19 protein-coding genes and 3 pseudogenes are annotated in these 21,138 nt (G+C 71.2%); 11 read left to right on the forward strand and 11 right to left on the reverse strand.

What is annotated here, in order from left to right:
- The first annotated feature begins 62 nt into the window (after positions 1–62).
- The 3 genes and pseudogenes from ACFYO9_RS10530 to ACFYO9_RS10540 all read left to right on the forward strand — a co-directional run.
- Positions 63–452, forward strand: a complete 390-nt coding sequence (locus tag ACFYO9_RS10530; protein ID WP_358776944.1) for a RidA family protein — start codon at positions 63–65, stop codon at positions 450–452.
- An 18-nt stretch (positions 453–470) separates the two neighbouring features.
- Positions 471–722: pseudogene (locus ACFYO9_RS10535) on the forward strand (transposase); the annotation flags it as partial.
- Positions 721–816, forward strand: a pseudogene (locus ACFYO9_RS10540) (IS5/IS1182 family transposase); the annotation flags it as partial. The pseudogenes ACFYO9_RS10535 and ACFYO9_RS10540, both read left to right, overlap by 2 nt.
- A gap of 43 nt (positions 817–859) precedes the next feature.
- Here ACFYO9_RS10540 and ACFYO9_RS10545 read toward each other — a convergent pair.
- The 4 genes from ACFYO9_RS10545 to ACFYO9_RS10560 are packed head-to-tail and all read right to left on the reverse strand — an operon-like array spanning position 860 to position 4,815.
- Entirely contained in the window at positions 860–1,228 is a 369-nt protein-coding gene (locus tag ACFYO9_RS10545) for a hypothetical protein (RefSeq protein ID WP_358776945.1), read from the reverse strand.
- A 20-nt stretch (positions 1,229–1,248) separates the two neighbouring features.
- A complete protein-coding gene (locus ACFYO9_RS10550; RefSeq protein WP_358776946.1) occupies positions 1,249–2,544 on the reverse strand; it encodes an erythromycin esterase family protein in 1,296 nt (431 codons plus the stop codon).
- Between the two features lie 16 nt (positions 2,545–2,560).
- Positions 2,561–3,214, reverse strand: a complete 654-nt coding sequence (locus tag ACFYO9_RS10555; protein WP_358776947.1) for a CatB-related O-acetyltransferase — start codon at positions 3,212–3,214, stop codon at positions 2,561–2,563.
- A gap of 59 nt (positions 3,215–3,273) precedes the next feature.
- Positions 3,274–4,815, reverse strand: a complete 1,542-nt coding sequence (locus tag ACFYO9_RS10560; protein WP_358776948.1) for an FAD-dependent monooxygenase — start codon at positions 4,813–4,815, stop codon at positions 3,274–3,276.
- 103 nt (positions 4,816–4,918) lie between these two features.
- Here ACFYO9_RS10560 and ACFYO9_RS10565 point away from each other — a divergent pair, with 103 nt between their 5' ends.
- Together ACFYO9_RS10565 and ACFYO9_RS10570 are read left to right on the forward strand one after the other, a co-directional pair.
- The gene (locus tag ACFYO9_RS10565) at positions 4,919–5,494 is read left to right on the forward strand and encodes a TetR/AcrR family transcriptional regulator (protein ID WP_355816143.1); all 576 of its coding nucleotides are present in this window, start codon (positions 4,919–4,921) and stop codon (positions 5,492–5,494) included.
- Positions 5,495–5,589: 95 nt separating this feature from the next.
- Entirely contained in the window at positions 5,590–6,147 is a 558-nt protein-coding gene (locus ACFYO9_RS10570; RefSeq protein WP_358776949.1) for a hypothetical protein, read from the forward strand.
- Positions 6,148–6,330: 183 nt separating this feature from the next.
- Here the strand turns inward: ACFYO9_RS10570 and ACFYO9_RS10575 are convergent, their stop codons facing one another.
- Positions 6,331–7,332 carry an SDR family oxidoreductase gene (locus ACFYO9_RS10575; RefSeq protein WP_358776950.1) on the reverse strand — a complete coding sequence of 334 codons (1,002 nt, stop codon included), beginning with the start codon at positions 7,330–7,332 and terminating at the stop codon, positions 6,331–6,333.
- A gap of 219 nt (positions 7,333–7,551) precedes the next feature.
- Between ACFYO9_RS10575 and ACFYO9_RS10580 the strand changes: the two genes are divergently transcribed.
- The 3 genes from ACFYO9_RS10580 to ACFYO9_RS10590 all read left to right on the forward strand — a co-directional run bounded on the left by ACFYO9_RS10580 (position 7,552) and on the right by ACFYO9_RS10590 (position 9,409).
- Positions 7,552–8,331 carry an NAD(P)-binding domain-containing protein gene (locus tag ACFYO9_RS10580; protein WP_358776951.1) on the forward strand — a complete coding sequence of 260 codons (780 nt, stop codon included), beginning with the start codon at positions 7,552–7,554 and terminating at the stop codon, positions 8,329–8,331.
- Between the two features lie 174 nt (positions 8,332–8,505).
- Positions 8,506–8,952 carry a hypothetical protein gene (locus ACFYO9_RS10585; protein WP_358776952.1) on the forward strand — a complete coding sequence of 149 codons (447 nt, stop codon included), beginning with the start codon at positions 8,506–8,508 and terminating at the stop codon, positions 8,950–8,952.
- A 181-nt stretch (positions 8,953–9,133) separates the two neighbouring features.
- The gene (locus ACFYO9_RS10590) at positions 9,134–9,409 is read left to right on the forward strand and encodes a DUF6480 family protein (protein WP_358776979.1); all 276 of its coding nucleotides are present in this window, start codon (positions 9,134–9,136) and stop codon (positions 9,407–9,409) included.
- Positions 9,410–9,712: 303 nt separating this feature from the next.
- Here the strand turns inward: ACFYO9_RS10590 and ACFYO9_RS10595 are convergent.
- Both ACFYO9_RS10595 and ACFYO9_RS10600 read right to left on the reverse strand, forming a co-directional pair.
- A pseudogene (locus ACFYO9_RS10595) lies at positions 9,713–10,267 on the reverse strand (glycosyltransferase family 2 protein); the annotation flags it as partial.
- Positions 10,252–10,797 (reverse strand): glycosyltransferase, encoded by a 546-nt coding sequence (locus ACFYO9_RS10600; protein WP_358776953.1) that lies wholly within the window; start codon positions 10,795–10,797, stop codon positions 10,252–10,254. The pseudogene ACFYO9_RS10595 and the gene ACFYO9_RS10600, both read right to left, overlap by 16 nt.
- Before the next feature lie 356 nt (positions 10,798–11,153).
- Between ACFYO9_RS10600 and ACFYO9_RS10605 the strand changes: the two genes are divergently transcribed.
- Positions 11,154–13,454 (forward strand): catalase, encoded by a 2,301-nt coding sequence (locus ACFYO9_RS10605; RefSeq protein ID WP_358776954.1) that lies wholly within the window; start codon positions 11,154–11,156, stop codon positions 13,452–13,454.
- Between the two features lie 80 nt (positions 13,455–13,534).
- On the opposite strand, the gene ACFYO9_RS10610 is transcribed toward ACFYO9_RS10605, so the two are convergent.
- The 3 genes from ACFYO9_RS10610 to ACFYO9_RS10620 all read right to left on the reverse strand — a co-directional run bounded on the left by ACFYO9_RS10610 (position 13,535) and on the right by ACFYO9_RS10620 (position 17,637).
- Positions 13,535–14,026, reverse strand: coding sequence for a hypothetical protein (locus ACFYO9_RS10610; RefSeq protein ID WP_358776955.1), 492 nt, complete (start codon positions 14,024–14,026; stop codon positions 13,535–13,537).
- Positions 14,023–16,524 carry a nitrate reductase gene (locus tag ACFYO9_RS10615; protein ID WP_358776956.1) on the reverse strand — a complete coding sequence of 834 codons (2,502 nt, stop codon included), beginning with the start codon at positions 16,522–16,524 and terminating at the stop codon, positions 14,023–14,025. Before ACFYO9_RS10615 ends, ACFYO9_RS10610 begins: the two co-directional genes overlap by 4 nt.
- 117 nt (positions 16,525–16,641) lie before the next feature.
- On the reverse strand, positions 16,642–17,637 hold the full coding sequence (locus ACFYO9_RS10620; protein WP_358776957.1) for a MerR family transcriptional regulator: 996 nt from the start codon (positions 17,635–17,637) through the stop codon (positions 16,642–16,644).
- Positions 17,638–17,766: 129 nt separating this feature from the next.
- Here ACFYO9_RS10620 and ACFYO9_RS10625 point away from each other — a divergent pair, with 129 nt between their 5' ends.
- A complete protein-coding gene (locus ACFYO9_RS10625) occupies positions 17,767–18,414 on the forward strand; it encodes an SDR family oxidoreductase (RefSeq protein WP_358776958.1) in 648 nt (215 codons plus the stop codon).
- 12 nt (positions 18,415–18,426) lie between these two features.
- Here the strand turns inward: ACFYO9_RS10625 and ACFYO9_RS10630 are convergent, their stop codons facing one another.
- A complete protein-coding gene (locus ACFYO9_RS10630; RefSeq protein WP_358776959.1) occupies positions 18,427–19,809 on the reverse strand; it encodes a deoxyribodipyrimidine photo-lyase in 1,383 nt (460 codons plus the stop codon).
- Between the two features lie 253 nt (positions 19,810–20,062).
- Here ACFYO9_RS10630 and ACFYO9_RS10635 point away from each other — a divergent pair, with 253 nt between their 5' ends.
- Entirely contained in the window at positions 20,063–21,127 is a 1,065-nt protein-coding gene (locus ACFYO9_RS10635) for a biotin/lipoate A/B protein ligase family protein (RefSeq protein WP_358776960.1), read from the forward strand.
- Positions 21,128–21,138: the final 11 nt, after the last annotated feature.

The following is a 21,138-nucleotide window of genomic DNA, read 5'->3' on the forward strand; positions in this document are numbered from 1 at the left end:
ATATCACTCCATGCCCGAAAGTGTATTAGACGTATCAGTGCTGGTCACTTAGCGTTCGGCGCATGACAGAACGACGTTCCATCCTCAGCGGCTCGACGTTCGAGGAGCAGATCGGCTACGCCCGCGCCGTGGTCGACGGCGAGTGGGTTCATGTGTCCGGGACGACCGGGTTCGACTACACCACCATGACGATTTCGGACAACGTGGTGGAGCAGGCCGAGCAGTGCCTGCGCAACATCGAGGCTGCGTTGAGCGAAGCGGAGTGCACCTTCGCTGACGTGGTGCGGGTGCGCTATCTGCTGCCCGACCGGGCCGACTTCGAGCCCTGCTGGCCGGTGCTGCGTCGCGCCTTCGGAGAGGTCCGGCCGGCCGCCACCATGCTCATGTGCGGCCTCGCCGATCCCCGCATGAAGATCGAGATCGAGGTGTACGCCCGGCGGATCACCGCGTAACCGCGTAGTCCGGTCTGCGTGAACGGGGGCGCCGTCCCCGAGGTCGGGCGGGGCGATCTGACACGCGCCGAGTGGGTACGGCTCCAACCACTGCTGCCCGGCGGCGGATTGCCGGGCGGACGGTAGAGCGACCATCGCACGGTGATCAACGGCATCCTCTTCCGCCTGCGAACGGGCACGCCCTGACGTGACGTGCCTGCGCGGTACGGGCCGTGGAAGACCCTCTACGAGCGTCACCGCCGCTGGTCGGCGGACGTACTTTGGCTTCGACAGGACGGTCTACAGACGCCGCAACGAGGTCGAACGCACCACCAACGCGCTCAAGACCTTCCGGGCCGTGGCCACGCGCTATGACAAGCGCGCCTACGTTCTTCCCATTGTGACCCCGCTGACCCTTCCCTCGCTGGTTAAGGGGCGGATGCCGTACGGGCGGCGGGGCCGGGCTTGTGGCCGGGGGCCCGATGGTTTCCGAAGGCGACCGTGATGTCGGAGCGTACGAGGACGAAATTGCGGGGGTTGCCCTTGAGGAGGCAATGGCTGAGGTGTCCGCCGGGCGGGAAGGCCCGGTCCAGCCCGGCCTCGGCCCACCAGTGGGCGAGGCGGCCGTCGGCATCGGCCAGCAGGTGCCATCCGGCCCCGGCCAGCTCGCGCTGGGCGTCGCGGAGCTCGGTGTTGGTGTGCTCGTGCCACGGGCCGGTGCTGACTGCGGCTCGGGTGATGCCGAGCCCGTCTCCACCACACGGGTGCCCCAGCACCACACCACCCGTAGGCGTCACAGCTGCGCCCCTCCTGTTCTTCAGAGGCGGAGGTCCTTTGTCACCGTGGAGGCCGGGCTGGTCAGGACTGCGTCGAAGGCATCGGTGACGGGAGTGTGCACGTACGTCCCCTGCAACCGGATGCGGTCGGGCTGGTCGGAGAGTGCGGAGTGGTCGGAGACATGGGTGCGTGCACCGCGAAGATCGGCGATGCCGAGCCCGTGGCCGGCGTCGGCGAACGCGGCCTCGATGCTTCCGGGTTCGGGTGGTGCCAGCGTCGTGTCGCCGAGGGTGAAGCCGAAGGGCGCCTTCTCGTCGCGGTGCATGTCCGCCGTGTGTCCGGCGACGCTGGTCAGAGCGAGCGCGAAATAGCCGTCGCCGAGCGCACGTTGCAGCTGCTGTCCCATGGGGAGCCCCGTGAGGCGTCCGTCGAAGGAGATGGGCTCCTTCTGGATGTGGGCGTTGTGTGCGGCCAGGACGATACGGGCGCCGGGGTCGAGGCGTTCCAGGTGCCAGAGGACCGATCTGGCCATGTAGGCGTCCCGGGCCGAGGTGTCGGCGGTGAGGCCGTTGCCCGCGAACAGGCCGGCCATGGCGCGGAAGGTGTAGTCGGCGTGGCAGGCCCCTTCGAGGCGGTGTGCGGCGAGGTCGTACTCGTGCCGGTCGCCGCGGGCGACGTACAGCGGTTGGAGGGAACGGAAGCGGATGAGCAGGCGAGCCAGAAGCGCGGTGAGGGCGTCCTGTTCGGTGGCGGGCAGGCGCGCCCAGGCGGGCGCGGCCACGGCCGCGGTGCCGCCGGCGAACGACGCGGCGATCCGCATGGCCGTCTCGACGGCCGGTACGGTCTCGGGGTCGACGCGGCGCAAGTAGTCGGCGACCGGGGCCAGGGAGGGCAGCAGGGATCCTCCTGCCGCCGGGATGTCGATCCCGGCGAACCGCACCGGTGAGGAGGCGGTGCGGTTGTGCCGGCGGACCCATTGCAGGGGTTCGGTGAGCCCCACGGGAACCGCCGTGGCGAGGTGGGCCGTCAGGTCCTCGTCCGTGCCCTCCCCTTGGGCCCAGGTATCCAGGGTCAAGCCTTCGCTGAAGCCGTACTCGAAGGCCAGGACGGTGAAGCCACAGCGTTCGACGAGGAACCGCAGGACGCGGCGGCGCAGCAGTGCGAACTCTTCGATGAAATGGGAGTGTTCGCCGATCGCGACGACGCGGGCGTCTTCGACGAGGTCGCGCAGCGGTTCCAGGTCGTCGAGCGGAGCCCGGGGGTCCAGGCTGGTGAGCGGGACGGCATGGTCGCGCAGCCAGTCGGTGAAGCGGGGGCCGGAGGATGTACGCGGCATGATGGCGGCTCGATTCTCAGTGCGCGGAGGTGCCGGGGGCCGCGGCCTCCAGGTCGTCCACGGTGCCGGACATGATCGTGCGGAGATGAGCGGTGAGGTGCGGCAGGGGCCAGTCCCACCAGGCCAGTTCGAGGAGGCGCGCGATGTCGGCGTCGGAGTTCCGGCGGCGCAGCAGCCGGGCGGGGTTGCCGCCGACGACGCCGTAGTCGGGGACGTCGTCGACGACGACGGAGCCGGAGGCGATGACCGCTCCGTGTCCGATGCGGACGCCGGGCATCACCATGGACCGGTAGCCGAACCAGACGTCGTGGCCCACCGTGGTGTCGCCTCGTCCGGGCAGGCCGGTGATGAGATCGAAGTGATCGGTCCACGAGCCGCCCATGATGGGGAAGGGGAACGTGGAGGGGCCGTCCATCCGGTGGTTGGCGCCGTTCATGATGAACCGCACGCCCTCCCCCAGCGCGCAGAACTTCCCGATGATGAGTCTCTCGGGCCCGTAGTGGTACAGGACATTGCGGGTCTCGAAGGCGGTGGGGTCATCGGGATCGTCGTAGTAGGTGAATTCCCCGACCTCGATCAGCGGTGAGGTCACCAGGGGTTTGAGCAGCACGACCCGCGGCTGGCCGGGCATCGGGTGCACCAGAGTCGGGTCGGCGGGCACGAGCGGCATCTGTGATCGCTTTCTCTGTGAACGGTGTGGATGTCAGGTGTGCAGGCCGAGCGTCCCCGTCAGGCGTTGGGGCCGGGGGTGCCGAACCAGCGGCCGAGCGCTTCGTGCAGCGCCGGCGCGGCGGTGTCGTGGGGCTCCTCGACGGCCGCGGCCCAGGCGATGTGTGCGTCCGGCCGGATCAGGACGGCGTCGGCAGGGAAGTCGTCGGTCTTTGCGGTGTGGACGTCGATGCGGAGGCGCCAGTCTGCGGCCACCCGGCGGAGGTCTTCTCGGTCCGCGAGGTCCAGCAGGAGAGGCCGTGCGGTGTGCAGGAGTTCACCGACGCCGGTCACTCCCCGGTCGCCGTGCAGGGTGAGGTCGGGAACGAACGCTCCGGCCCACGGGTGGCGGCCGGATGATCCGGCCATCGGGTAGCGGATGTCGGAGCCGGCCACGAACGCCCCCATGCGGCGCAGCGCCTGCTCGTCGGTGAGCAGTTCCTGGAAGACCTCGCGGAGTGCGTCGGCGGCCGGGTCGGTGCCGCGCCGCAGCGCCACCTGGGCTCGGGTGTGCAGCATGGTGCGCGCGCCGGCGAAGTGCCGTTCGTCGTGGTAGGTGTCCAGCAGTCCGTCCGGGGCCCAGCCGTGGATGTCGGCGGCCACCTTCCAGGCCAGATTGACGGCGTCGAGCATGCCGGCGTTGATCGCCACTCCTGTCGCGGGGAACAAGTGCGCCGCGTCACCGGCCAGCAGGATCCGCCCACTTCGGTACTGCTCGGCTTGCCGGGCCTTGAAGGTGAACCGCGACAGGCGGATCGCTTCGGCCACCGGGAGCTCCGCCCCCAGGACGCGACGGACGCTGTCCTGGAACTCGGCCGTGGACATCGGACTGTCGTCGTCGTACTCGCCGGTCTCGTCCTCGGTGGTGTAGAGGGAGACCACGGGTGAGTCCGACGATGCGCCAACGCCCAAGAGCCCGCGGTCCGTCCGGGTGAAACCTCCCGGCACCGTCCCGAAGCCGGCGATGTCGAGATCCCCGTTGTCGAGCACGGTCACCGTGTCGGGAAAGGTGACCTGGGCCAGCCGGTTGACTTCCGGATAGGTGGTGCCGGGGAATGCGATGCCCGCCGCGTCGCGGACCCGGCTACGAGCACCGTCGCAGCCCACCAGGTAACGGGCGGTCACCCGGTACGGCCCGTCCGGGCTGAGCACCTCCGCGGTCACGGCTGTCTCGTCCTGGACGACCGCGACCACCTGATGCCCGCGGCGGATGTCGGCGCCGAGCTCGCCGACGCGATCCTCGAGCAGCCTTTCGAGCTGCTGTTGCGGGAGCGGCAGGGCATGCAGTGGAGGGTCGGCGAGCTGGGTCAGGTCGAGATGAACGCCGCCGAAGGGGAACCGAGGGGCGGGACGGGGGCCGGTGCAGGCGGCCTCGCATCGTTCCAGCAGGCCCCGGTAGCGCAGCAGTTCCAGGATCTGCCCGCCGAGGCCGCCGGCCTTCGGGGTGTCCCGGCGGCGCGGACAACGCTCCAGCACCAGCGGGTGCAGCCCGGCCAGGCGCAGCTCGCACGCCAGCATCAATCCCGTCGGACCGGCGCCCACAATGATCACGTCGTATTCCATACATGTCCCCCCGTTGGAACGGCACGTGCCGTGCCGTTCAGAAGACCGCACCGGCCACTCTCCCGTCAAGTACGGCACGTGCCGTGCCGATAGGATGGGCGGTATGACCGACCCTCACCGCGGCACCGCCAAGACCGAGGCCATCATGCGGACCACGCTGGAACTGGGCCAGGAGATCGGCTACGCCAAGCTCAGCATCGAAGCGATCGCGGCCCGAGCCGGCGCGGGAAAGCACACCATCTACCGCAGGTGGCCCTCCAAAGGTGCCCTGCTCCTGGATTCACTGCTGTCGCTGCACCAGTCCAGCCTGGACTACCCCGACACGGGCGACATCGTCGCCGACTTGCGCACACAGATCCACGCGGCCGTCGACCTGCTGGGCAACCCGCCCTTCGGTCCGCTGTACCGGTCCCTGATCGGTGAGGCCCAGCACGACCCACAGGTCGCCGCCGCGCTCGACGAGCGCTTCATCGCCCCCCAGGCCGAAATGACCGTCAACCGGTTGAGAGCGGCACAGGAGCAAGGCCAGCTGTCACCCGCCTTCGACCTGAGCCTCGCCATGGCGATGCTCTCCGGCCCGCTCTACTTCCAATTCCTGATCACCCAGGAGCCCTTGACCCACGAGTACGTCGACCGCGTCCTCCACGCCCTCTTCAACGGCATGGGAAAGCCCTCATAAGCTGGGCTATCCGGAGGCGGTGCCGCGGCCAAGCAATACGGGACCCGACACCGCCGGCGCACCCGGCCTCGACGAACGCAGTGAGGAGCCACACGTTGAAGGAAGTTTCATATCAGGGTCGACGTAATCGCGAGGTCGAACTCTGCCGCGATCCGGGCATGCCGACCCTAGTCGAGTTTCAGGCAAGAAATTCCTGGTTCAGTGCGTTTGTTGTCGGCGGCATCGCTAAATCTGCTGGACGCGAGGAGCGCGAACCGGCTTCCATCAGTACGTGGGGTCGCAAGCCCTACCGATTTCTCCTTGCGCCGAGATTCACCCATGCATTCGTTAAACGGATTTCGGACTCGAACAGTGGCGGAGGGATCGCGCGGTGGCAGCTTCGCGCCACCCCTGCCAGTGCCGCCCGCATCCTGTCGTCCGCAGAAATCGGAATGGCGACAGACGTGGTTCGCTGCACCACTGCTGTCCGCTCCGCTAGCTATGAATTTTCACCGAAAATACCCACGCAGGACATCAATATCCTGCACTTCTCCGAAGATGGGAAGAAAGTCACCGAATTGATCGACCCAGCGGTGATCCGCGGGACTTTTAAGATACCGGGACCTGGATATCTCCAAATCGAAACGCCCGGCCCATGGGAGATAAAACTGTAACCACGAAACTGAGCAAGAGATCCGCCTGCCCTTCATCGCAGGCGGATTTCCGTGGCCGCCCACTCGAGTCCGCGTGCGGCGAGTGTGGCGAACTTCCTCGACCACGTTGAACCGACGGTCCCGCCGCACCAAGATCAATCCTTGGCGTTCAATCCTGGAGCACCAGGTCGTCTTCGTGCCCGGCTATTCGGGGAATGGGCCGCGGACCGAGACTCCGCCGTCCAGCACGATCTGCTGGCCCGTGATGTAGCGGGCCTCGTCCGAGGACAGGTAGACGGCCGCAGCAGCCATCTCCTCCGACGTGCCGTAGCGGCCTACCGGGATCTCTGGAACCCAGGTGTCGGAGGGGCCGGTGTTGACGGCAGTGCTGATCGCCCCGCCTGCGACGACGTTCATCCGGATGCCGTCGGCCGCGTACTCGGCAGCGACGGTCCGGGCCAGGCTGTACAGGCCGGCCTTGGCAGCGCCGTAACCGGCCTGCTTCGGAGCGGCCATGAATCCGGTGACGGAGCCGATGCTGACGATGTTCCCGCCGGTGCCCTGTTCCAGGAACAGCCGCAGCACGCGCCGCACCGCGCGAGCCACGTAGCGCAGATTCACGTCGTAGACGGTGTCCCAGTCGTCGTCGGTCATCTCATGCAGCCTGACCGCGGGTACGAAAGCAGCTTGCCCGCCGACCACCGTCATCAGGGTGTCCAGTCCACCGAGTTGTTCGGCCGCGCCGACGATCACGTTTTCGAGCTGCTCGCTGGAGCGGACGTCGCCGCTCAGCGCGTAGGAGACGTGCCCGGCCGCACGCAACTCGTCCGCCGCCTCGGTTGCCCGTGCAGCGTCCACGTCGGCCACCGCCACCGCCGCCCCTGCAGCCGCACAGGACCGGACGATGGTTCGGCCGATCCCGGCCCCGCCACCACCGATCACCAGAATCCGTTTGCCGTCGAGCCTGCTCAACCCGGCCATGTACCCTCCACCCTTGCTCAAGTCGCCCAAAGTTAGTCGCAACGAAGCGGACAAGGAAACAAGAAGGTGCTGAAGGAATCGCGGACGGATGCCAGAGACCGTGCGGCCCGTCGGCTGCGCTCCCGAGCAGCACGTCGTCGGCACCTCTTCCAGGCTCAAAATCGGGTAGGCGCCCAGGACCGGCCGGCGGACATATCGGGGGATGACGCCGTTGCACTTCGCCACGCCGCCACGCTGTCCCAGAGCGCGCCGCCCGCGGAGTTGCTCATAGTAGGCCCGGAGGCCATGTCGCCCAGGGCCGCGAACGCGGAGAGGAAGAATGCAGGCCGTGCATCCGGTTCGCGGCCCTGGTCGCTTCGCCGGCCAGGTCGCCGTCGAAGCCGACGAACAGCCGTCTTGGCCTCGCCGGGATAGGGATCGGCGACCCGCCGCACCGTCAGCGAGATGTCAGGAGACATGATGAAGCGCATCGGGATCATCGGCGTAGGCGAAATCGCCCGCGCAATCGTGGACGGCCTATGTGACGGCATCGAGGAACCACCGAAGATCTGCCTCTCGCCACGAGGAGCCCGTACCGCCGCGGAACTGTCCCAGCAGTATCCGAGCGTGCGGGTGTGCACCGACAACCAGGACGTGGTGAACCGCTCCGAGTTGGTGATCCTCGCCGTCCGCCCCCAGGACCGTGACGAGGCCCTCCCCGGGCTCCGGGTCGGCAGCGACAAAGTCGTGGTCAGCCTCATGACCGGCATCGCCATCAGCGAGCTGCGCCAAACGCTCGCCACCGGCGCCCCCGTGGTGCGCGCCATCCCGCTGCCCTCCGTGCGCGAGTGCCGGTCCGTCACCGTGACCTGCCCCTCCCACCCGGCCGTGGACGACCTCTTCGGCCACCTCGGCGGGACCCTCCCCGTCGCGGACGAAGCGACCCTCAACGTCTTCCAGACCCTGACGGCCACGCTGACCACCCATTACTGGTACCTGGTCACACTCACCGCTTGGGCCGCCCGGCAGGGCATTCCCGCTGAGGACGCCGACCGCTACATCCGCGGCCTGTTCCAGGGCATCGGGCGCGCCTTGAGCGACGAGACCCGTTCCCTGCACCGGCTCGCCGCCGACCACGAGACACCGAAAGGAGCCAACGAGCGCATCCGCACCACATGGTTCGACACAGCCAACTCCGACGCTCTACAGAAGGCACTTGACGCACTTCTCTCCGACCTCAAGTAGTCAAGTGGCGGACGAGGGCGGGCGGTTGAGATGCGCTGCGGCCGTCGCACGCGACTTGATTGGAACTCGCCAAGCGGTCGGCTCCGGAAGTCCTTCGGTGGGTTGACTCCGAAGCCGGGACCATGCCCGGAAACCGGTATCGCCGTAGGCCGCCGGACTTCTAGCCTGTGCTTCATGCATCAGCCCAGACGGCGTGACCGGCGCCTTGCTCGCCACGTGCCACGGGAGCGTGCCCGGTGCCAGCCTTCGCAGCTCACCGGCGCCGGCGCTGATGTGGTCCTGGTCGGCCTCTTTTCAGCGAAGCAGAAGGACTTCGAAGCACTCATGACGTCGGCCGCTGCAGGACTCGCAGCGCGGGGCGCCCGGATTGTCGGGCAGATCGTGCAGCGGCGAGGCGTCTCGGACGGCGGGGCTCAGAAGATGGGCCTGCCCTACTCCTCGCGGACCCTGCTGAGCTACGGGAAGGTCCGCGAGGTGGCTCAAGCGTGTGAGCAGGCCGATGCTGACGTGGTCGTCTTCCTGACAACGCTGACCGAGCGTCAGCAGCGCGCGCTGACAGCGATGCTCGGCCGTCCCGCGGTGAGTCTCGGCGACATCGTCACCGAATGGGGCGGGTCGTGAACACGGGAGCTGTCACCTCGTGGTTTCTGCGTAGGGCCCCGAGAGGCGGGCGCTCAGGACGGCCTGCGGGCAACCCGGGGAGTTCGGGCCCCGAGGGCTCGTCCTCCCGCTCCGGCAGAGGCTGTCGACCGCCCTGCGTGGCGCGGCGGGCCGGATGCCCGTCCGTGAGAACTTGGCTCTCATGACCCCCTCCCAGCACCCGGATCAGTCGCCCGATCCGCGGCGACCGGACCCGGACCCCGACCCCGATCCGCAGCAGACCACCGGCCTGGAGCCGGGCGGGGGCGTGCCCCCGGGCGAGACCCCGCCGGCGGAGAGCAGCATGCCGGGCGCGGGGCCCGAAGAGACGCACAACCCCCCGAAGGGCTGGTCCAAGGGGCCGCTGGCCCTGATCATCGGCCTCGCGGTGCTGATCGCGGCGTTCTTCCTCGTCTACGCGATCGTGCTGCTGCTCTGACGCGTGACCGCGCCCCGGCGGCCGCGGCTCACCGGTGGTCCGCCCGCGTCCGGTGCCAGGCGTCGGGGCCTCGTCGTACGTCACCAGACCGCGGGCCTCGAAGGCGCGCAGCCACCCCTCCATCGGCCAGACACCCCACCGTCGCCGGTAGAGGGCGCCGTTGCGCAGGATGTCGTCGAGGTGCTGGACCGGGGGCGTTTGTGTCGGGTGGTGCTGGTGGAACGCGGGGGCGCCGCCCACCCACCAGAGGTCGACGCCGTGCCGGGTGGCGGTGGCGGCGAAGTCGGTGTCCTCGGCGCCGTATCCGCTGTAGTCCTCACAGAAGCCGCCGACGCGGTTCCAGGTCGCGGCGGTGAGGGCGAACGACAGGGACCAGAACAGGTTCGGGTCTCCCCCGCGCACCACCGTTCCTTCGGCGGGTGCCGGGCGCGCGGGGTGCGGCTCGGCGAGGGCGTCCAGGTCGTCCAGCCGGTAGCCGCCGGGCGGTGCGGGCGGCAGGTAGGTGACGGTCCCGCACAGGAGCGCGTCGTCCTCGGCCGCGCGGGCGTAGCCGTCGAGCAGGGTGGGGCCGGGCACGCAGTCCACGTCGAGGAAGACCAGCAGGTCGGCACCGGCGCCGAGGGCGTGCGCGGCCCCTGTGTTGCGGGCGGCGGCCAGCGGCATCCTGCCCCCGGCCAGTGGGACGGGGACCACGGCGGCCGCGGGGTCCCGGCCCGCGATCAGCGGGCCGATGTCCGGGTCGGCCATGGAGACGATCACGTACTGGTCGGGGCGGCGCTTGCCGCGGGCCAGGCCGTCCTGCTGGAGCAGCAGATGCGCGTGCCGCCCGGCGGCCGGCGTGATCACCGCGGTCCGCATGCGCCCTGCCCTGGTGCGCGGGACGCCGATGTGCGGGACGCCGATGCGCTGGGCGCCGGTCCGCGGGACGCCAGGTCGGTGAGCAGCCGCGCCGCCCGCTGGGCCCCGTCGCCGTGGGACCACTCGTCCCAGCGGTCCGGCCGTGCGGCCGCCCTCGACAGGAGCGCGGGCCACTCCCGTGCGGCGGGCCAGTCCTCCCGTACGGTCGCCAGGCCGGCCGCGCGCAGGGCGTGCGCCGTGGCGTGCTGCTCCCGGTAGGGGCGGTCCTGCGGGATGACGAGCGTGGGTACGCGGGCGGCGGCGCACTCCGCGACGGCGTTCTGTCCGGCGTGGGTGATCACGAGGCGGGCGCGGCAGAGCAGGGGCCAGGGGTCGTCGAGCCAGGCCGCCCGGGGTCCGCCCAGGACGGTCCACGTCCAGTCGGGGGTGGCCCGCTGCGCCTCGGACAGGCGCGCATCGTTGGCGTCGTCCGCGTCGTTCCAACGGTGCGGGGTCCGCGCACTCACCTCCAGCTTCCGGTGCGTCGGCATGTCGCGCATTCCGGATCCCACGCCTCGTCCGAATGCGGGGCGATTCATCTGTTTCACCGGCTTCGCACCGGGTCACCCGGGACCGACGGCCTCCGGGCCCCCGGAACGACATCAGACGCCCCGCGACACGGATGGGACGGCGACTCCTCATGGCCATCGAGTGGAGACGGCGGCAGGGCGGGGTGCGCCATCGGAGTTGCACGGCGCGTCATCGGAGTTGAACGCCTCCGTCCTCGGTGGGGCCCCGCTCGGGCCGGGGTATGTCTCGCCACCGGGACCCGTCCGACGTTTTGGGCGTCACCGTCAGCCCGCAGCTCTGTCCCAGCTCACAAACGGTTCCGACCGAAGGGAATGAAGTGGCCACGTCCAGCTCCAGCGAAGGTCCCCAGAGCAACCCGGTGAAGGAGGCCGCCGAGAAGGTGGCCGACGCACTGCGCCCCGACGCGGGCGGCGGCAACCCGGACATCCCCGGCCGTCCCGCCCCGGAGCCCGTCCAGGTCGAGGAGCCGACGCGGGTACGCGGCCCGCTGCCGCCCAAGCCGGACCAGAAGGGCCCGGCCACGGTCAGCCCGACCGGCGCGGACACCGGCGTCGACCAAGAGGTGGTGGCCCAGCGGGAGGCCTACCTCACCACCGCGCAGGGTGCCCGGCTGTACGACACGGACCACTCGCTGAAGGCCGGCGAGCGGGGCCCGACCCTGCTCCAGGACCACCATCTGCGCGAGAAGATCACGCACTTCGACCACGAGCGCATCCCGGAGCGGGTGGTCCACGCGCGCGGAGCCGCCGCGCACGGCGTGTTCCAGGCCTACGGCACCGCCGCGAAGATCACGAAGGCGGCGTTCCTCGCGAAGGGCGCCGAGACGGAGGTCTTCGTACGGTTCTCCACCGTCCTCGGTTCGCGCGGCTCCGCCGACACCGTGCGGGACACGCGCGGGTTCGCGACGAAGTTCTACACCGACGAGGGCACGTTCGACCTGGTCGGCAACAACATCCCGGTGTTCTTCATCCAGGACGCCGTCAAGTTCCCCGACGTGATCCACGCCGGCAAGCCGCACCCCGACCGGGAGATCCCGCAGGCGCAGAGCGCGCACGACACGTTCTGGGACTTCGTCACCCTGCACACCGAAGCCGCCCACCACACCCTGTGGAACATGTCCGACCGGGGCATTCCGCGCTCGTACCGGATGATGGAGGGCTTCGGCGTCCACACCTTCCGCCTCGTCGACGCCGAGGGTGCGACCACGCTGGCGAAGTTCCACTGGAAGCCGCGGCTCGGCGTGCACTCGCAGGTGTGGGAGGAGGCCCAGATCACCGCGGGCATGGACCCGGACTTCCACCGCCGCGACCTCGCGGACGCGATCGAGGCGGGCGCGTTCCCGCAGTGGGAGCTGGGCGTCCAGGTCTTCCCCGACACCCCGGAGCAGGTCTTCGAGGGCATCGATCTGCTCGACCCGACCAACCTGGTCCCCGAGGAGCTGGCCCCCGTCCAGCCCATCGGGCTGCTCACGCTGAACGCGAACCCGGTGAACTACTTCGCGCAGACCGAACAGGTCGCCTTCCACCCCGGCCACCTCGTCCCGGGCATCGACGTCACGGACGACCCGCTGCTGACCGGCCGCCTGTTCTCCTACCTGGACACGCAGATCTCCCGGCTCGGCGGCCCCAACTTCGGCCAGCTGCCCATCAACCGCCCGCACGCCCCCGTCAACGACATGCTGCGCGACGGCATGCACCAGACGGCGGTGCACGCGGGGACCGCGCCCTACAAGCCCAACTCCCTCGACGGCGGCTGCCCGTTCTTCGCCGGCGAGGACGTCTCGGCCTTCGTGGAGGTGCCGGCGCGGGTCGAGGCCGGGCCCAAGGTACGCCGGGCGCCCGCCTCGTTCGCCGACCACTTCAGCCAGCCGCGCAGGTTCTGGCTGAGCATGTCGCCGGTGGAGCGTGAGCACATCATCGCCGCGTACACCTTCGAGCTGAACAAGTGCTACGAACAGGCCATCAAGGAACGGGCGTTGAGGGTCCTCGCCAACATCGACCCGGAGCTGTGCCAGGAGGTCGCGACCGGTCTCGGCCTTCCGGCGCCCGATGCCACCGAGCCGCTCGCGTCGGTCGACCCGAGCCCCGCGCTCTCCCAACTCGGCCGCAGCTGGCCGACGGACGGCCGCATCATCGGCATCGTGGCCGACCCGGCGGACGACCTCGCGGGCCTGCGGGCCGTGCGGCAGGCCGTCCTGGACGCGGACATGGTTCCGCTGGTGATCGCGGCCACGGGCGGCAAGCTCGACGACCGGCAGGGCGAACCGGTCACCGTGCAGCGGACGTTCACCACCGCGAGGTCGATCGAGTTCGACGCGGTCCTGCTGGGCGGAACGCCCCGGGCGGGGGCGGACGCGTACGGCGCGCGGGACGCCAAGGCGGACGAGCTGCGGGCCGGGGTCACCGACCCGCGGGTGCTGCTCCTGGTCTCCGAGGCGTACCGGCACGGCAAGGCGATCGGCGGCTGGAACGGGACGCAGTCGGCCCTGGAGGCGGCGGGCGTACCGGCCGCGGCCCCCGGAGTGGTGGTCGCCGACGACGGCGCGGCGGTGCTGCGGGAGATCACCTCGCTGCTGGCCGAACACCGGGTCTGGGACCGGTTCCCGGCGAAGGCCTGAGGTGCGGGGGCAGCGCTCCTGAGGTGCGGGGGCGGCGCTGAGGTACTGGGGCGGCGCGAGGTCGCGCCGCCCCACGCGGGTCACAGGCTGGACAGGATCTGCGGTGACAGGGTCTTGATCAGGGTGTTCGTCCAGCGCATCTGCCGCAGGGTCTGAGGGTGGCACTCGGAGGCCAGCCCGAGCAGGTCGTCGTCCTTGGTGGCCTGTGCGACCTGGGCGAGCATCTCCCAGTGCAGGGAGTTCTCCGCGGCGGCGAGGTGGAGTTCCCGCAGATCGCGCAGGAGCAGCAGTCCGGGTTCGGGACGGTGCGCCACCGCGTCGGACGCCTTCTCCGTGAGGGTGGACAGCAGGTGCGGGAGGGACGGGGCGGAGAGTCTGCCCAGGTCCGCGCCGTAGCGTTCGGCGGTGTCGGTCAGGCGCCTTGCGTGCGTGCGGGACCAGTCGGCGAGGTCCAGGCCGACGTGGTGGACCTCGTGTTCGGTGTGGTGGCGCCGGGCCACCGAGGTCAGGTGCCCGGCCAGGTGCTTCTCACCGTGGTGGAGGACCCGCAGGGCAAGGGTGACGCCGTTCACCGGCTCTCCTTTCCGGAGGTGTCTGCCACGGGCCCGGTCGTGTGGGTGACGCGTGCGGACGGGCCTCCTGTCGTGGCCGGTACCGTCGCGGCCCCGGGGCCCGACGCGGGGGCCGAGGCGGTGGTGGTCGGGGCGGGGGCGCTCGTTCCGTCGCCGCGTTCCAGGAGGTGCAGCGCGGCCGCGGCGGTCTTGAACAGCGGCTGCTTGGACACGGGGTCCCAGTCGGTGATGGTGGTCTCGTTCGCCGCCCGGCCCGGGGTGTCCTCGTCGGGGCCGTAGCCGGCGTCCGTGTCCCAGTAACCGTAGTGGAACGGGACGAAGAGCAGTCCGGCGCGGATGTCCGTGACGCGCAGCCGGCCGCGCAGGGCGCCGCGGGGCGTACGGACCTCCACCAGGTCGCCTTCGCCGAGTCCGAGCGCGGTCGCGTCCCGCGCGGATGCCTCCACCCATACGTCGGGGGCGGCCGCGTCGAGTTGGGGGGTGCGGCCGGTCTTGGTGCGGGTGTGGAAGTGGTAGACGGTCCGCCCGGTGGTCAGCTGGAACGGGTATGCCTCGTCGGGCAGTTCGTGCGGCGGAAGGTACGCGGCCGCCTTGAGCAGGGCCTTGCCGCCCGGGTTGAGGGACCGGTACTCCACCGGCTCCTGTGCCGCGCCGGTGACGAGGTCCTTGCCGTAGGACTCGCAGGTGTCGGGGTGGGCCCAGGCGATGCCGTCGGTGTAGAGGCGCTCGGTGCCGTCGGGGGCCCGGTCGTCGCACGGCCACTGGATGCCGCTCTCGCCCCGGAGCTTGTCGTGGCTGAGGCCGGTGTAGTCGCACGGGCGGCCCGCGCTGCACCGTTTCCACGCCTCGAACGCCGTCTCGGGGCCGTCCCAGGTGATCAGCGGCCCGCCGTCCTTGTCGCGGAAGTCCATCCTGGCTGCGTAGTCGAGGAAGATGTCCAGGTCCGGCCGGGCCTCTCCGGGTGGCTCGACCGCCTTGTCCGACAGGTGCACCGTCCGGTCGGCGTTGGTGAACGTGCCGGTCTTCTCCCCCCAGGTGGCCGCCGGGAGCACCACGTCGGCCAGCTGCGCGGTCTCGGTCAGGAACAGGTCCTGGACGACCACGAAGAGCCGCTCCTGCCCCAGGATCGAACGGATCCGGGACAGTTCCGGCAGCGATACGGCCGGGTTGGTCCCGCTGATCCACAGCATGCGGATCGAGCCCTGCTCGGCGTAGCGGAACATCTGCATCGCATGGGTGGGCGGCGCGTAGTGCGGGATGGTCGTCGGCTCCACGTTCCACACCCGCGCCAAGTCGGCGACGTGCGCGTCGTTCTGCCAGTTGCGAAAGCCCGGCAGATCACCGTTGGCGCCGCACTCGCGGGTGTTCTGGGCGGTGGGCTGGCCGTTCATCTGCAGGAGCCCCGCGCCGGGCCTGCCGAGCATGCCGCGGATCAGGTGCAGGTTGTTGACCTGTACGGCGGCCGCGGTGGCCTGGTGGGACTGGTAGACGCCCTGCAGCACGGTGGACAGCAGCCGGTCCGCCGTCCCAAGCAGTTCCGCCGCCTCCCCGATCCGCGCGGCGGGCACGTCGCAGATCTCCGCCGCCCAGACCGGCGTGCACGTCGCCACCCGGGCCGACAACTCGTCGAAGCCGACCGTGTGGGCCTCGATGTAGGCGTGGTCCACCCGGTCGGTACGGATGATCTCGTGCAGGAGGGCGTTGAGCAGGGCGAGATTGGTGCCCGGTCGCGGGGCCAGGTGGACGGCCGCCCTGCGGGCCGCCTGGGTGGGCCGGGGGTCGACGCACACCAGACGGGGCGGGTCGCCGCCCGCAAGCCGGTCCAGGACGCGCATCCACTGCACGGGCTGGGTCTCGGCGAGGTTGTGGCCGAACAGCGCGATCACGTCGGCGTGGTCGATGTCGTCGTAGCAGCCGGGCTGTCCGTCGCAGCCGAAGGACTCCTTCAGCGCCTCGGCGGCGGTGGAGGTGCACAGGCGGGTGTTGCCGTCCAGATGGTTGGTGCCGATGCCGGCCCGGGCAAGGACCGCGAGCGTGTAGTACTCCTCCAGGAAGAGCTGGCCGCTGGTGTAGAAGCCGATCGATCCCGGCCCCCGGTCGGACAGAAGGGTCCGCGAGCGGGAGACGACGCGTTCCATCGCGGTGTCCCAGTCGCACTCCACGAGGCGGCCCTCGTGCCGGACGAGCGGGCGCGTGAGGCGGTCGGGTGCGGCGTTGGCCTGCCAGGCGAAGAGGTCCTTGGGCCCGAGCCGGCCGTGGTTGACGCGGTCCCGCGCCCGGCCCCGCACGCCCGCGATGCGGCCGTCCACGACGGCGATGTCCATGGCGTCGCCGTCGGAGTGCAGGATCGACGCCGTCTGCACCCAGCGCTCCACGTCGTCCGGCGTGACGCCGTCCGCCAGGCAGGTGTCCACGCGCGCGGGCCACGGCTCGTGCCGCCCGAAGGGGGTGCGGGTTCCCCAGGGTTCCGCGATCCGGTCCACGCTTCCTGCGTCCACGCCTGCCTCCCAGCGCCCGCCGCGGCTCGTGCGCACAGCGCCCGTGATCGGTACCCCTCGTGTGCGGCGCATAACTCCGCCATTGCGGCACCTCGGCCGGACACGCGGCGACCGTACTCATCCCGCGAAGAGCGCCTCGATCCGGTCCGCGGCCGTCCGCAGCCCGGTCAGCCGCCCGACCCCCGGTGCGTACGCCCCCGCCCCCGTCGCCCACCCCGGCCCCGCGACCAGCACGGCGGGGCGGGCCCTGGCACCCCGCACCCCCCACTCGGTCTCCGTGACGAGGTGCACCAGTGCCCGGTCGGCGGTGTTGCGCGAGTGGGCCCAGAGGACCACGGCCGAGGGCCCGATGCGCCGCACCGCCTCGTACAGCGCCTCCGCGGGGAGCGCGGCGCCGAACATCCTGGTGGGCAGGCCCCGTTCGCCGAGCACCGCGGTGAGGGCCTCCAGCGCGAGGGTGTGCTGCTCACCGGGTACGCAGGTGAGCAGTACCGGAGCGGCGGGCGCCGGCGCGGACCGGCGCGGGGGCACCACGCGCGCCCCGACGTCCGGGACGCGGCGCAGAGCGGACGAGACGTGCCAGGAGAGCAGGTGCTCGACCTCCACGTACCGCTCGCCGCACGAGGCCCACTTGCGCCCGATGGCGTGCAGGGCCGGCGCCATGACCTCCTCCCAGCCAGTGGTGAGCCCGTACGCGCCCAGCGCGGTCCGCAGCTGTGACTCGACGGCGGGGGCGTCGAGCCGCACCGCCGCCCGGGCGAGGCCGCGGCACTCCTGGCGGACGGTGCCGAGGGAGAGCGTGCCCGGGACGCTCGCGGGACGGGAGCGCGGCACCGTGGCCGCGGCCTCGGTCAGGGCCAGCCGCGCGGCCTCGGCCGGCGGCACGCCGAGGCCGGTCAGCCGGCACATCTCCTCCACCCGGCCGACGTCCTCGGGGCTCCAGCGGCGGTGCCTGCCCTGCTCGCGGCGGGCGGGACCGATCCCGTACCGCCGCTCCCACGAGCGCAACGTGGTCGGCGCGACGCCGAGCCTGCGGGCGACGGCGCCCGTGGCCAGCCCCGCGTCGGCCGCGCCGGACCGCCCGGTGGATTCCGCCTGCCGTGTCGCACCCATCCCGCGACGATACGACGCACAAGCGCTGCGGGTTGTCGCCTCTCACGGAATGTCACCACTGTGGGGCCAACTCCGGCCCGTGTACGAGGAGTACGCGGCACGGTGTCCCGCGCTCCCGGGAGGCAGAGCATGGAAATCTCCGGCGCCCGCGTCCTGGTGGTCGGCGCCACCGGCGTCCTCGGCGGCCTCACCGCCTGCGCCCTGGCGGAACGTGGGGCCGAAGTGGCCCTGGCGGGCCGCAATCCGGTACGCCTCGCCGCACTGGCCCAGGACCTCGGCGACTGCCCCGCCCGCAGCTTCGAGGCGTGCGACCTGGACCAGTGCACCGCCCTCGGCCCGTGGGCGCAGCGGGTCCTTTCGGGGCTCGACGGGGTCCTCGTGACGGTCGGGGCGGCGGGGTTCGGCGCCGTCGAGGACGTGTCCAACGCGGCGGCGGGCCACCTGCTGACGGTCAACGCCCTGTGTCCGATGGCGGTGTTGCGGGGCGCGGCCCCGGTGGTCGCCGACAAGGGGTTCCTGCTGGCGGTCACCGGGGATCCGACGGAACGGCCCGGCACCGCCGACTACGCCGCTTCCAAGGCGGCGTTGAGCGGCTGGCTCGGCGTGCTGGCCGGCGAACTCGCGCCGCGGTCCGTCGCGGTCGTCGACTTCCGGCCGCCGCACCTGGACACGGGCTGCACCGAACGGCCCCTGATCGGCCGGTCCCCCGCACCGCAGCCGGGGGCCGACCCGCTGGCCACGGCGCTGACCCTGGTGGCGAGGATCACCGGGGCCTGAGGTCCCGCGCGCTCACTCGATGCCGCGTGCCTGCTTGAACCGGCTGAGCCCGTCGGCCAGTTCGAGGAGCGGTTCGGGATAGTCGTAGCGCTTCCGCTCCTTCGCGGGCAGCTTCCACGGTTCGTGGATCGCCGCGCCCTTCAGCTCGGCGAGTTCGGGGACCCAGCGGCGTACGTAAGCTCCGTCCGGGTCGTACCGCTTGGCCTGGGTCACGGGGTTGAGCACCCGGTTGGGGCGGCTGTCCGTGCCGGTGCCCGCCACCCACTGCCAGTTGAGCTGGTTGTTGGCGACGTCGCCGTCGACGAGGAGCCGTCGGAAGTGCCGGGCGCCGATGCGCCAGTCGACGTAGAGCGTCTTGGCGAGGAAGCTCGCGGTCAGCAGCCTGCCGCGGTTGTGCATCCACCCCTCGTGAAGGAGCTGGCGCATCGCGGCGTCGACGATCGGATAGCCCGTGCGCCCCTCCTGCCAGGCGCTGATGTCCTCCCGCGCCGCCTTTGCCGAGCGCCAACGGTCGTCGCGCGTACGGTAGTCGGCGGTGGCAGCGCGCGGCCGCGCGGCGAGCACCTGGTGGTGGAAGTCGCGCCAGCACAGTTGCCGCACGAAGGCCTCGGCCCCCTGGCCCGTCCGGGCGCGGGCGTCGCGGACCAGTTCGGTGACGGACAGCGTGCCGAAGTGCAGATGCGGCGAGAGCTTCGATGTGACGTCGCCCGCCAGGTCGTCGTGGCGCTCCTCGTACCCGTCGATGCCGTCGTCGCCGGCGCGCAGCCACTTCTTCCAGCGCGCGCGTCCGATGGCCTCGCCACCCCGGGCGAGCCCCGGCGAGAGGTCGGACAGGTCGTCCCGGTCGGGCAACGAGTCGGAGCGGACCCGGTCGGGGACGCGCACGGTGCGCGGGGCGGCGAGGACGGCCCGGGGTTCCTGTGCGGACCAGCGGCGGAAGTACGGGGTGAAGACGGCGAAGTGGTCGGAGCCCGTGGGGGTCACCTCTCCGGGTGCGAGCGCGGTGACGACGGCGTCGTGGACGTGCAGGCTCCTGCCGTCCTTCTCCAGCGCCTCGCGCAGCCGCCGTTCGCGGGCGTGCGCGTACCGACTGACGCCGCCCGCCATGTGCACGTCCGCGGCGTCCGTCTCCTCGGCGACGGCGCGGGCCTCCTCGACGGGGTCGCCGGTGCGCACCACGAGCCTGCCGCCGCGGTCCCGCAGCCGTCGGTCGAGGTCGGCCAGGCAGTCGGCGAGGAAGGCCGCGCGGTTCGGCCCCATGTCGTCGTGGCCGTCGATCGCCGGGTCACGGACGAAGAGCGGCACGACGGCGTCCGCGCCCTTGACGGCGGCGCGCAGCGGCGGATGGTCGTGGACCCGCAGGTCCGAGGTGAACAGGACGACCGAGATGGGCATGGTGCGTACTCCAGTGGGGGCGGGGCCGGGGGCGGGTTGCCGGGTGTTCTTCCGGGTGTTCTGCCGGGTGTCCTTCCCTTCTTCGGGCCTGCGGTCCTGCGGGGATGCGCCGTCCGGTGCGGGTTCCCCCGTACGGCGCGCACAAGAGGTGCGGTCGGGGACATTTCCGTGCTCGGCTAGCGTTGGGGACGATTCGGCGGTCCGGAACGACGAGCCGGGGGCGGTCGTGGCCCGCGGCCATGGAGGAGACACGGTGCACGGTGAGTACAAGGTCCCCGGCGGCAAGCTCGTCGTGGTGGATCTGGACGTCGAGGACGGCGCGCTGCGCGACACGCGGGTGGCCGGTGACTTCTTCCTGGAGCCCGACGAGGCGCTGGAGGCGATCAACGGCGCGCTGGACGGGGCCCCCGCCGACACGGACGCCGCGGGCCTGGCCGCCCGTATCGACGCCGCGCTCCCGGAGGGCACGGTCATGTACGGCCTGACGTCGGAGGGCGTCGGCGTGGCCGTCCGCCGCGCGCTCGCGCACGCCACGGACTGGACCGACTACGACTGGCAGTTGGTGCACGAGGGCCCGCAGCCGCCCGCCCTGCACATGGCCCTCGACGAGGTGCTGACCCAGGAGGTCGCGGCGGGACGGCGCCCGCCGACGCTGCGCGTGTGGGAGTGGGCCTCGCCCTCGGTGATCATCGGGAGTTTCCAGTCGCTGGCCAACGAGGTCGACGCGGAGGGCGCGGCCCGGCACGGCATCGACGTCGTGCGCCGGATCTCCGGGGGCGGGGCCATGTTCGTGGAGCCCGGCAACACCATCACGTACTCGCTCTCCGTCCCGGACGCCCTGGTCCAGGGGCTCTCCTTCCAGGACAGCTACGCCTACCTCGACGACTGGGTGCTCGGCGCCCTCGCCGACATGGGCATCAAGGCGTGGTACCAGCCGCTCAACGACATCGCGACGGAGGCGGGCAAGATCGCGGGTGCGGCGCAGAAGCGCACGGTGGCGCCCGGCGGCGGCGCGGGCGCGGTGCTGCACCACGTGACGATGTCGTACGACATCGACGCGGACAAGATGCTCGAAGTCCTGCGCATCGGCAAGGAGAAGCTGTCGGACAAGGGCACGCGGAGCGCCAAGAAGCGCGTCGACCCGCTGCGACGGCAGACCGGGCTGCCCCGCGAGGCGGTCATCGACCGCATGATCGACTCCTTCCGCTCGCGGTACGGCCTGACGGAGGGCAAGGTCACCGAGGAGGAGTCGGCGCGCGCGCAGGAGCTGGTGCGCACCAAGTTCGGGACGTCCGGGTGGACGGCCCGCGTGCCCTGATCCGGGGCACG

The sequence above is a fragment of the Streptomyces sp. NPDC005863 genome, assembly GCF_042871345.1.
Taxonomy (GTDB): Bacteria; Actinomycetota; Actinomycetes; order Streptomycetales; family Streptomycetaceae; genus Streptomyces.